The organism is uncultured Acetatifactor sp. (assembly GCF_948601915.1).
Classification (GTDB): Bacteria; Bacillota; Clostridia; order Lachnospirales; family Lachnospiraceae; genus Acetatifactor.
The window spans coordinates 1-10,989 of record NZ_CAPDXS010000062.1 but is presented as its reverse complement, the minus strand read 5'-3'; the positions used below and the strand labels follow the sequence as shown (position 1 = coordinate 10,989).

The 10,989-nt window shown below is 56.5% G+C and carries 10 protein-coding genes and 1 pseudogene (1 of these 11 only partly in view); 1 reads left to right on the top strand and 10 read right to left on the bottom strand.

The genetic code is table 11. The features are described 5' to 3' along the window. The 8 genes and pseudogenes from Q2B33_RS12125 to Q2B33_RS12090 all read right to left on the bottom strand — a co-directional run. Positions 1 to 1,132, bottom strand: a pseudogene (locus tag Q2B33_RS12125) (murein hydrolase activator EnvC) (it extends 167 nt beyond the left edge of the window). A gap of 7 nt (positions 1,133 to 1,139) precedes the next feature. After that, entirely contained in the window at positions 1,140 to 2,084 is a 945-nt protein-coding gene (ftsX, locus tag Q2B33_RS12120) for a permease-like cell division protein FtsX (RefSeq protein ID WP_296466055.1), read from the bottom strand. Beyond that, a complete protein-coding gene (gene ftsE / locus Q2B33_RS12115; protein ID WP_300571439.1) occupies positions 2,074 to 2,760 on the bottom strand; it encodes a cell division ATP-binding protein FtsE in 687 nt (228 codons plus the stop codon). The genes ftsX and ftsE overlap by 11 nt, the downstream gene beginning before the upstream one ends. An 85-nt stretch (positions 2,761 to 2,845) precedes the next feature. Continuing rightward, positions 2,846 to 3,943 carry a CdaR family transcriptional regulator gene (locus tag Q2B33_RS12110; protein WP_300571405.1) on the bottom strand — a complete coding sequence of 366 codons (1,098 nt, stop codon included), beginning with the start codon at positions 3,941 to 3,943 and terminating at the stop codon, positions 2,846 to 2,848. Between the two features lie 192 nt (positions 3,944 to 4,135). Next, positions 4,136 to 4,327, bottom strand: a complete 192-nt coding sequence (locus Q2B33_RS12105; RefSeq protein WP_296466062.1) for a YjfB family protein — start codon at positions 4,325 to 4,327, stop codon at positions 4,136 to 4,138. 109 nt (positions 4,328 to 4,436) lie between these two features. Further along, positions 4,437 to 5,273, bottom strand: coding sequence for a S1 RNA-binding domain-containing protein (locus Q2B33_RS12100; protein ID WP_296466065.1), 837 nt, complete (start codon positions 5,271 to 5,273; stop codon positions 4,437 to 4,439). A 139-nt stretch (positions 5,274 to 5,412) separates the two neighbouring features. After that, on the bottom strand, positions 5,413 to 6,123 hold the full coding sequence (locus Q2B33_RS12095; RefSeq protein WP_300571408.1) for an acyl-[acyl-carrier-protein] thioesterase: 711 nt from the start codon (positions 6,121 to 6,123) through the stop codon (positions 5,413 to 5,415). A gap of 78 nt (positions 6,124 to 6,201) precedes the next feature. Then, positions 6,202 to 7,296, bottom strand: a complete 1,095-nt coding sequence (locus Q2B33_RS12090; RefSeq protein ID WP_300571410.1) for a CPBP family intramembrane glutamic endopeptidase — start codon at positions 7,294 to 7,296, stop codon at positions 6,202 to 6,204. 354 nt (positions 7,297 to 7,650) lie between these two features. Here Q2B33_RS12090 and Q2B33_RS12085 point away from each other — a divergent pair, with 354 nt between their 5' ends. Then, a complete protein-coding gene (locus Q2B33_RS12085; protein ID WP_300571412.1) occupies positions 7,651 to 9,087 on the top strand; it encodes a Sau3AI family type II restriction endonuclease in 1,437 nt (478 codons plus the stop codon). Positions 9,088 to 9,253: 166 nt separating this feature from the next. On the opposite strand, the gene Q2B33_RS12080 is transcribed toward Q2B33_RS12085, so the two are convergent. Beyond that, the gene (locus tag Q2B33_RS12080; protein WP_300571414.1) at positions 9,254 to 10,399 is read right to left on the bottom strand and encodes a DUF4261 domain-containing protein; all 1,146 of its coding nucleotides are present in this window, start codon (positions 10,397 to 10,399) and stop codon (positions 9,254 to 9,256) included. A gap of 38 nt (positions 10,400 to 10,437) precedes the next feature. After that, complete coding sequence (locus Q2B33_RS12075; protein WP_300571416.1) at positions 10,438 to 10,848, bottom strand: hypothetical protein; 411 nt, start codon at positions 10,846 to 10,848, stop codon at positions 10,438 to 10,440. Positions 10,849 to 10,989: the final 141 nt, after the last annotated feature.

Here is a 10,989-nt window from a genome sequence, read left to right as displayed (position 1 = left end):
CGTCCCCCTTGCTCACATACAGGGCCGAGGCGTGCATATAGATGGTGGCCAGCCCGTCCCCATGGTCTATCATCACGTAATTCCCCATGGTGGGGCTGTAGGCCGCCGCTGCCACTTTGCCGTCATAGGCCGCGAAGATGGCTGTCCCCGTGGCCGCGGCGAAGTCCACGCCATTGTGGAACTGCTCCACCCCCAGAGTGGGATGCATCCTCATGCCATAGTCGTCCGATACCCTGGTGTAGGACGCCAGGGGAAACTTGAACGTGCCGCCATCGTAGGTGAGAGCGGACCCGCTGCTGGCGATCAGCTGCCGCCTCTCCTCGGCCACAGCCGCCTCCAGGAGCCTGATTTCCTCCTCCTGGGCCCTGATCTCCTCCTCGTACTGCCTTATGGCCTCTTCCTTGTTGCTGATATCCGTCTCATAGCTTATGATATCACGATTCTTCTGCGCTATCAACTCCTCCAGGTTCTTCTGTTCGATCTCCACGTTCTCCTTCGTCTCGTCCAGAATCTCCTTCTCCAGCTCCAGGCCTTCCTTGCACAGCTCCACATATTCCTTGGCGGCCTTGTAATCCTCCCACATCTGCACATCGCTGGCCACCATCTTCTCCATATAGTCCATCCTGTTCAGGAAGTCCCCCAGGCTTCTGGCCCCCAGCAGGAGGTCCGCCACGCTGGGGTCCCCGGACTCATAGGTGAGCCGGATGTGGGCCGCCATGGCCTCCTGCTGGTCCTCCTCCTGCTTTCTCGCCGCCTCAAGCTGGGCCTGGGCCTCGGAGATCTCCGCCTCCTTGGCGCCGATCTGGGCCTTCAGCTCGGCGATGCTGGCCTCTATCTTCTGCAGGTTCCCGTCCAGCTCCCGCACGTAATTCTTCAGATCGTCCTTCTGGAGCTCCAGGTTCTTCTTGATCTCCTGCAGATTGCTGAGGCCGTCCTTCAGGCCCTCCTTCTGCTCTTTGATCTGGGAGATCTCCTCCTCTTTCTCCCGGATGCTCTCCGCGGTGGGCGTCCTGCTGCCTGTGGCCTGTGCCTGCAGACCGTCCCCGCCTGTGGCCAGCAGCGCCGCGGCCCCCAGCGCCAGGCCCCATAGCAGCCATCTCGCCCCGCCCTTCTTTCTGCTCTTTCTCATCATCCTTCTTCTACACCTGCAGATGCTTTCTCACAGTGACAATGCTCCCCAGGAACCCTATCCCTACGCCTACCAGCAGCGATACCGGCGTCAGCACGCCGAACAGCTCATCCGCCGGGATAAAGGCCAGGAAATTGGTCAGGACCTCGAACCTTTCCGCGATATAATTCAGCGTGTAATTATAGATGCCGTAGATCAGCCACAGGGGCAGCGCGGCCCCCAGCAGCCCGATCAGCATCCCCTCCAGCACAAAGGGCGACCTGACGAAAAAGTCCGTGGCCCCGATATATTTCATGATATTGATCTCCTCGGAGCGCACCGAGATTCCGATGGCCACCGTATTGCTGATCAGGAAGATGCTCACCGCCAGCAGGATCACGATGATGCCTACAGACACGTAGGCAATCAGCAGGTTCGCGCCGCTCAGCGTGTCTGCCGTCAAGGCGGAATGGTTGACCTTCATCACCTCCGGCAGGGATTCCAGCCATGTGACCAAAGCGCTTTGCAGCGATACATCGCTGATGAAGACCTCATAGCTGTCATCGCCCTCCAGGGGATTTTCCAGAAACGCTTTGGAATAGGCCTCGTAATTTTCACCCCAGTTGTCCCTTCTATAGTTCTCCCATGCCTCATCGTCGGAGATGAACTTCACGTCCGACACCTCGGCACGGCTGGCTATCAGTTGGCCGATTTCTTCTATACGGGCATCCGATGGAATCTGGCCCTCCACATGGCTGTCGCACCAGTCATTCTCATAGTGGAAGAACACTGTCACGGACACGCCCTCCTCCGCTTTCAGCACGATGCTGCGGAAGTTCATCACGATGGAATAGAACAGGCCGAAGAGGAACAGACAGGCAGCTATGGTAGCAACGGAAGCCAGAGAATACCATTTGTTCCGGAAGATATTGACGAAGCCCTGTCTGATGGTATAGAACAAAGTGCTAATCTTCATCGATGTATTCCCCTCCCTCCTCGTCGCTGATGATGATGCCCCGCTTCATGGTGACCACCCGCTTGTGCATGGCGTTGACGATCTCCCTGTTGTGGGTCACCACCACCACCGTGGTGCCGCTCTGGTTGATCTCGTCCAACAGCATCATGATCTCCCATGAATTCTTCGGATCCAAATTGCCCGTAGGCTCATCCGCCAGTAGGATCGAGGGCTTGTTCACCAAAGCCCTGGCCAGGGCCACCCTCTGCTGCTCGCCGCCGGAGAGCTGCCTGGTCTTGGCCTTGTACTTCCCGGCCAGCCCCACGGTGGCCAGGATGGTGGGGACATTGCGCCGGATCTCCCCCGCGGGCACCTCTATGATCCGCTGGGCAAAGGCCACGTTCTCATAGACATTCCTGTCGTTGAGCAGACGGAAGTCCTGGAACACCACGCCCAGGTTGCGCCGGAACTTGGGCACTTGCCTGTGCTTCAGGTTCGCCAGGTCGCTGCCCATGACATAGACGTTCCCGCTGGTGGCCGTCAGCTCCCGCAGCAGCAGACGGATCAGGGTGGATTTCCCCGAGCCGCTGTCGCCCACGATGAAGACGAACTCTCCCTTTCCGATTCCCAGCGTGATCCCGTTAATGGCAGGAGCCCCCTTGGAGTAGACCTTGCTCACATTATCCAGAAATATGATGCCGTTATCTTCTATAAACTGCTCCCGCTTTCTCCACGACAGCTCCTTTTTGCCCATCGTCTTCCTCCATCCCGGACTTTTATTCTCAGAAATCCGTGGTTTCCATGTATTTCATATATTTCACTACCATCAGCGCAATTTTAAACGTAATCGCGTCCTCAAAGACACGCAGATCCAATCCCGTGCTCTTCTGCAGCTTATCCAGCCGGTAGACCAGCGTGTTCCTGTGGATGAACAGCTGCCTGGAGGTCTCCGACACGTTCAGGCTGTTCTCGAAGAACTTGTAGATCGTCCCCAGGGTCTCCTCGTCGAACTCGTCCGGGCTCCTACCCCCGAAGATCTCCCGGATGAACATCTTGCACAAAGGCAGGGGGAGCTGATAGATCAGGCGGCCGATGCCCAGCTCGCTGTAGGCGATGATCTCCCGCTCGCCGAAGAAGATCTTGCCCACGTCCAGGGCCATCCTGGCCTCCTTATAGGAGCGGCTCACCTCTTTGATCTCCTGTATCACCGTGCCGTAGGCGATGCGGCCGTCCCGGATGCCCTCCTTCTTCAGGAAGCTCCAGAGCTGCTTCGCCGTCTTATCCATCTCCCTGGCCCTGTCGGCCTCGGGCAGTTCCTTGACGATGATGACATTGTTCTCGTCCACTTCCGTGACGAAATCCTTGCTGTTGCCGCTGAAATACGTCCTGGCCAGCTCCAGCACATTGCTGTCCCTGCCTCCCGGTGTCTCCACGATCAGCACCGCCCTGGGCACATCCGTCTGGATATGCAGCCTCTTGGAGCGGCTGTAGATGTCCACCAACAGCAGATTGTCCAGAAGGAGGTTCTTGACGAAATTGTCCTTGTCCAGGCGCTCCTTGTAGGCCGTCACCAGGCTCTGGATCTGGAAGGCCGCCAGCTTGCCGATTATATAGGAGTCCTCCCCGGCCCCGGCGGCCACCAGCACATACTCCAGAATCTGGTCATCGAATATCTTAAAGAACTGATATCCCTGTATCTCCTGGGAATCCGCCACAGACGCGGCAAATTCCGCAACGGCTTTCGCAATTGCGGACGCCCTGCTGCCCATGTCGGCAGTAGAGGCCACCTCCTTGCCGTCCACATCCATAATACAAAATTCGACCCGAGCAATGTTCTTCAATCCATCGATTGTGTTCTGTAAAATTTGATTTGAGATCATAAAACCCACTCCTTTTGTCGTTATGGTCGATTCCAGTTCCCGTTTTTGTTTCTACATTTACAAATGTACAAAAAATACGGAAAAAAAGCAATAGGATTTTATGATTTTTCACAAAAAAACCACCTGAAGCAAGGCCCCAGGCAGTTTTATAGATGAGTCCTCCAATCAGGACAGGGCGCCTTCCCGCATCCGTCAGACACGTATGTCGAAATTGGCGCCCACATTGGGATTCACACTCAGCTCCATGGCCGCAGCATCCATGATCTGTACTATCCCTGCCCCCAGCTCCCTGCTGGCGTCCAGCGCTTTGTCAAGCACCGCGGTTCCAACCTGGGACAGCACAGACGCATTCGCCAGCGCCATCGATACTTCCGCAATATCCATAAGCACACCTCCTGCCCAGAATACATTCTATTTTATCATACTGAAAGCCGTTTTACCAGTCCTTCCGGCAAGTTTTCAATTTCTTAATGATTCCGGTGGGTTCCCCCGCTCAGACCTTGCTGATGGAATACTGCCCAATCTCTATCCTGCGCTGCTTCAGCAGCCGCCCCACGGCCCGCTTGAACTCGTTCTTGCTCATGCCGGTCTCCTGCTTGATGCGCTCCGGGGAGGCCTTGTCCGTGAAGGGCAGCATGCCGCCGCACTCCTCTATCATGGCCATGATCTTCTCCGCGTCCTTGTCCATCTGCAGATAGGCCTTGTCCCGGATGCCCAGCGTCAGCTTCCCGTCCTCCCGAATCTGGATGACACGGGCCTCCACGTCCTTCCCCAGCTCCACGTTCCCATAGAGCTCCGTCAGGGGGATCAGCCCCGAGTAGAGATTGTCCACAGCCACGAAGGCGCCGAAATTGTCGCTCATCTCGTAGACCCGGCCCTTTACCTTGTCGTCCTTCCCGTAGGGGCTGTCCGTGCGCAGGTTGTCATATACGTTCATGGTGGCGCAGAGGCGGTCGCTCTTATCGATATAGAGGGACACCAGAACCTTGTTCCCCTGCTCCACCTTGCCCCGCTGCTGCTTGAAGGGCAGGAGCAGATCCTTCTCCAGGCCCCAGTCCAGGAATGCCCCAATCTTCCCTGTCTGGGCCACGGTGAGCTCGGCCACCTGCCCCATCATGAGCTTGGGCTCCCTGGTGGTGGCGATGAGCCTGTCCTGGGAATCCCGGTAGATGAACACCTCCATCTCGTCGCCGATCTCGCACCCCTCCGGCACCTGCTTGCGGGGCAGGAGCACCCGGGGCTCGTCCTCCTCCGCCGAGAGCCCCAGGTAGATGCCGAACTCCACCTTCTTCACCACTGTCAGTTTCTGCTTTTCACCTAAGTTTATCATGATATCTCTCCATCAAATCTTTTTCTCTTTATTCCAGTACCCCGCTGCATGCATCCTTGAGCGGTCCGCACCTGCCGTCCGTTTCACTACCGCATTGTCGTCAGCAGGCGATGCCCCCGCATCGCGTCCCGCCGCAGCTTCAGGCCCCTCCCCCGAACTCCGCCGCCATGCACAGGTCTCCCTCCCGGTTCTCCAGCGTCACGCAGACGCAGTCAGGCGCCTCAAAGACCCGGGGCGTCAGCACATCCCCCAGAAAAGCCTGCTTCTTATATTCCGCCCGCACCTGCCTTATGGCGAAGCCCTCCGGCAGGTAGTCCATGGCGATGTCGATGAACTGCTGATTGTTCACATGATGGTTTGTGTCCAGGTGATGGCGCTTTACCACCACCGGCTCCCTCGGTACGCCGTCGGGCGGCAGGGCAATCCTGCGGGGGGCGTATTCCATCTCCAGCTTTTCCTCAAGCCGGTAGCCCTCCATCATGTTCTGCGGAATCGCCGACGGCTTGTTCGTCCGGGTGTCCAGCAGGCTCCACAGGGAATTGGCCCTGGCCAGATACGCTCCCTCCCGATCCATCATGCAGAAATTCCTGTACCCCAGGAAGCCTTTCAGCCCATAGGGCAAAGTCCCCACGGCCACCTTCTCCCCAAGGGCCGGATAGCGCTCCACCACGATCTGCCAGGAGGAGAGCACCCAGACCAGATGCATCTCCTTCAGCTTCTCCACCCCCAGACCCAGGTCCTCCGACTGGAAGGTGGAACAGTCCTGAAAATAATTGATGAGGGAAGCCATGGTGAGCTTCCCCTGGCTGTCGGTCTCGCTGTATCTGATCCTGCTGTCGAATGTATACATGTCAAATCCTCCGAATCCCCGGCCAGGCCCTTCGTCTCCCTGGCGCAGCGCCTTCCTCTCCCCGGCGCTGGCGCCTTTCTATGCCAGCAATTGATAGACGATCACCGCAATCCAGAATATCCCGTACAGCAGCATGCCCAGGTTCAGGGCCACTGTGCGGAACCGCTTCCCCTCGGGAATCACTATCCGCCCTCTGGCGAAGGAGAACTTCCTCCTGGCCAGGCATACGATGAACAGCACCAGGCCCCCTATCAGGCAGCCGAAGACGAATATCAGGAAGACCCCGTATGCCAGCAGCCCTGCCATATTCTCGCTGACAAATGCCATCATGGACGCCATGTCCAGATTCGCCGCCATCTCCAGATAGGCATCCAGGTCAATCTGGCGCATCAGCATCGAGCTCACCAGGCCTCCCATGAAGTTGATCATCATGTGGATGGCGATGGTGATCTTCAGGTTGCCGGTCTTCACGTACAGGTAGGCCAGGAGCATGCCCAGCACGAAGGCGTAGACGAACTGGTTCAGGTTGCCGTGGAACAGGCCGAACATGAGCCCTGACAGGAGCACCGCGGTCCCCTGTCCGTAGCGCACCGTCCTGTCCACGATCAGCTTGCGGAAGACATACTCTTCCATGACAGGCGCGCAGATTACCATCCAGAAGGCTATCATCCACAGGCTGACTGATTCCGTCACGTTCAGCAGCTGGTTCTGCACCCCGCTGCCCTTGAGCATGCCGATGACCGTGGTGACGATATTGCCGATGATATTGGTCAGGTATACGGCGCCGAAGCACATCACCACTGCGGCGATGAAGCTCCCGGCCCTGATCGGCCTGCGCCCCACCCTGTCGGCGGGAATGGTCCGCACCAGCGCGATCAGCACCGGCATGCCGATCGCGTACATGGGCAGCATGGACAGGAGCAGAGCGAAGTCCCCGTTCATCAGCCATTCCGGGAACAGGAGCCCCGCGGCGAAGGAGACGGCGAACTGCACCGCGAATATCACTATCGTGCCCAGAAGGTACATCCCTCCCAGCTTGGAGAAATGCTTCCTGGCGGCGGCCAGCTCCCGGGCCTCCCTCTCCTGCCTCTCTCTCGTCCCTTCCGCCTGCTGCCAGCGGTCCATGTCCTGCGCGGCATTGTCCTGCCATGTCCTGTATCCGTTCTCTTCCATCCTCTATAACTCCTGCCCAACGCGATCATCTGCGCTGTCCCTCTTCATTTTTACCCTGAAAGCTCCTATCCCATTACGGCGCCGCGAAGTGTGTTTGCGCCTCCTGTACGCAAAAGCGAACTTTTTCTGCCCATTTTGTGTGCATCGGCTAAACTCCCGGGCGATTCTCTTTATAGCCTTGCTTTTTGGCACGGCGATGCGGCGGCCCCATGGGAGTTTAGATAAGTTTATCACATATTGGGGCATTTGAAAAGAGCGTTATCCAAATAATGGATCGGGCGGGCGGATTTTGGCTTGACAGAAAATCTTCCTGATCGTATGGTTTATAGAGAAGGAAAGGACGGGAAGGGTGCAATGCTATTTGATTACGACAGGACATCGGCTGACAGCATCTTCAGATACGCGAAAAGGCTGGAGGGGAAGACATTCCTCGATATCAGGAATCAGTATCTGTCCCACATGGGGATCCCTGATGCGCAAACGCTGTCCGAGGATGCCAGAGCCAAGGGGCAGCTGGGCAATTTTCTGGAGGAATATTACTTTGGCTATAAGCCCAACGGCGACCAGGCCGCCGATTTCCGGGAGACAGGCGTGGAGCTGAAGCAGACCTGCATCGATGTCAGGAAGGACGGAACCTATACGGCCGGGGAGCGCCTGTCCGTCACCAATATCTCCTATGAGGAGCCTGTGGAGGAGGACTTTTACCGGAGCCATGTATGGGAGAAGATCCGGCTGATCCTGCTCGTCCATTACCTGCGGGACAAGTCTGTCCCCAGAATGCTCTACAGGATACTGTACGTCAATCTTTTCACCCCGCCCGCCGCCGACCTGGACGTCATCACCAGTGACTACAGAAAGATAGTCAGAAAAATCATTGCCGGGAAAGCGCATGAATTGTCCGAAAGCGATACCCTTTATCTCGGGGCCTGCACCAAAGGGGCCACGGCGGAGAAGAGCCTCCGGCCCCAGTATTATGGAGACCATGTACCGGCCAAAAAGAGAAACTTCTGCCTGAAGCGCCAATACATGGACTATGTCCTGCACACGTACATACTCCGGGACGCTGTGCCCTGCGAGAGAGTCGTTTCGGACAGCGCCGCGTTAAAAGAGCGGTCTTTTGAGGAGATCGTCATGGAACGGATCTCCGGGCATTTCGGCCGGAGCGACAGGGAGCTCTGCGCAGAGTATGGCAGGGAATATAACGGCAACAAGGCCCAGTGGATCGACCTTGCCTACCGCATGCTGGGGATCAGGGGGAACCACGCGGAGGAATTCGTGAAGGCCAATATCGTGGTGAAGGCCATCCGGCTGGAGGAAAATGGGGCCATGCGCGAAAGCATGTCGTTCCCGCCCTTCCGGTTCCTGGACCTCGCCTCCCAGGAGTGGGAGGATTCTGATGTGTATGCCTATTTCTCCGAGACAAGGTTCCTGTTCGTGGTCTACAGGCGCCGGGGGCGGGAATATGTCCTGCGCAGCGCCAGATTCTGGAACATGCCAAGGGCAGACCTGGAGGTTACCGTCAGGGAAGGGTGGGAGGCCGTGCGGCGGACCATCCGGGAAGGGGTCAGGTTCTCGGTCAGCCCCAACGGCACCATTTCCAACAACCTTCCCGGGAAGGGCGACAACCGGATCATCCATATCCGCCCGCATGCGGCAAAGTCGGCATATCGGCTGGCGAACGGCATCGTCCGCGGGAATGTGGAGCGGGACGCCAATCCGCTGCCGGACGGGCAGTGGATGACTACGCAGAGCTTTTGGATCAATAACAGTTATATTTTGGGGGAGATTTGAGGGATCCGAAGCGTGGTCCCTGTCAGTTCATGAACCGGAAGTTCCGCCCCTGTTTATACTGCGCCTGTAGTTCCCTCATCGATAGCGTCCCCGCTCCCATCTGCTAACCGCCCGAGGCGTGATTCCCAGCCGCAAAAGCGTAAAGCAACAAGCTGTGCGCCCGAACCTAAAATTCGATTTTCAAGCTGTCACCCTCTACGGCAACACCCCCGCTCTTTGTGATGGGCAGCTTTTGATCCTCGGAAAAGCCAATGGTCTCCCCGTCATGCAATACCACATCTTCGCTAATCACATAATTGGCAATGTCAGAGAGAAATTCGTGGAGGGTCTGGACGTCGGCCTGACTGTCCAGCACTTCCATTTCGTCATAACCGAAGTACCGCATTCCGCCGGTGTAGGCGCAAAGACCCTTTTTGCCATTGTAAATCCCGATCCAGACCAGATTGTAAATGGGAAACAAATCTTCTTCCAGCATCCCGGAGAAATGCTGATAATAGTCCGGGGCATAGACCACCTCGCCGGTGTAAATGCCCAGCACCCCGTCCTGCCTGCAGGCGGAGACCACTGTTTTGACGAGGAATGTGCCGCATTCAATGGGAGAAATCTCCTTGCCCATGACAGCAATCAGAAGATGGGCCACATGGTCTTTTACCTGTTCCGCGCCATTGCGCCACATGAAGTTTTTGGCCGCAGCCTCTTCCGCCTCGCCGTCGGGAATGGGCGCAGGCATGAAGGATACGGCAATCATAGCCCCCTGATAACTGATAAGAAAAACCTCATCGGTTTCCCCGTCCTCACCGCCCTCATCTTCGCTGTCTTCATTCTTGCTGTCTTCATCCTCGCTGTCCTCATCTTCGCTGTCATCCGGTTCATCCTCGATGCCCCAGGTTTCCTTCAAGTCCCGCAGAAGGGCCTCTTTGTCCCACCTGGCCTCTTTCAGAAGAACATAATTGACGAAGGTGCCGGGGTTCTCCTTTTGCTCCTCCGCCCGCCGGGCCTGCTCCATCCAGTAGGAGCGCATCACTTCCACCAGAGCGATGGCCTTTTCCCGGGCAGTGGCCGGGTCATAGTCCTCCATCTCGCTGAACACATGGCCGCAGTGCTCCAGTCCGTCCCCCTCGTAGCCGCCGCAGACGCCCAGCAGCCATTTCCCCATCAGGCTCTTTTTATACCTGAAAATGTAGTAGTGCAGATCATGCAGTTCAAACTCCCCGGCGCACTCGATTTTTGCCGGAGCCTTGCCCAGCTCCGCCGGATGGGCAAGCCACTGGGTCAGGGACTCCATTGCGGCATTCATTTGTTCTTGGTTCACATCAGTTACCTCCTTCGATTTGATAAAGGGAAAACCATTTATACATCAACTTCAAGTTTATAAGAAACTGCAATAATATCGTAAACATCATCGTATGTAAACAGCCGGTAGTGCTGATAAATATCTTTGTCAAAGTCTTCTCTAACTGGCAGGGATTTTAACCAGGAACTGTCCTCAATCAAATCGAAGGAGCTGTCGTCCAGATGCCCCGACATAGCCATATTTTCATATGTGTCGAGTTCGCAGGCAAAATAGGCCAACACCCGTTGGAAGATGAGAGTATAGGGAAACCACTCTTTCTCGTCCTTGTGCCGGGAGATTAGATGACCGTTGATGTCCCCCGTAAAAGTCAGATTATCCAGGGCATCTCGTTTCACCTGATTCAGATAGATACAATCTCGCCCATTCAAAACACCTAAACAGGTGTCTATTGCAGCCGCTTTCTCCATATGTCCCTCCTGTTTTTAGTTCCGCATCTGCCCCGCCCAGCCTCCAGACATGGGCATGGGCACTGGACGGGGCAGACGCTGTTTTAAATTATACTGCTTAACGATTTCACTTGCCGTGAAACCAGACTGCATAACGCTGAC

Coding starts and splice junctions, on each gene's coding strand:
- Q2B33_RS12105 (WP_296466062.1), bottom strand. CDS start 4,327: ATGGATATTGCGGAAGTATCGATGGCGCTGGCGAATGCGTCTGTGCTG.
- Q2B33_RS12110 (WP_300571405.1), bottom strand. CDS start 3,943: ATGATCTCAAATCAAATTTTACAGAACACAATCGATGGATTGAAGAAC.
- ftsX (WP_296466055.1), bottom strand. CDS start 2,084: ATGAAGATTAGCACTTTGTTCTATACCATCAGACAGGGCTTCGTCAAT.
- Q2B33_RS12090 (WP_300571410.1), bottom strand. CDS start 7,296: ATGGAAGAGAACGGATACAGGACATGGCAGGACAATGCCGCGCAGGAC.
- Q2B33_RS12075 (WP_300571416.1), bottom strand. CDS start 10,848: ATGGAGAAAGCGGCTGCAATAGACACCTGTTTAGGTGTTTTGAATGGG.
- Q2B33_RS12095 (WP_300571408.1), bottom strand. CDS start 6,123: ATGTATACATTCGACAGCAGGATCAGATACAGCGAGACCGACAGCCAG.
- Q2B33_RS12100 (WP_296466065.1), bottom strand. CDS start 5,273: ATGATAAACTTAGGTGAAAAGCAGAAACTGACAGTGGTGAAGAAGGTG.
- Q2B33_RS12085 (WP_300571412.1), top strand. CDS start 7,651: ATGCTATTTGATTACGACAGGACATCGGCTGACAGCATCTTCAGATAC.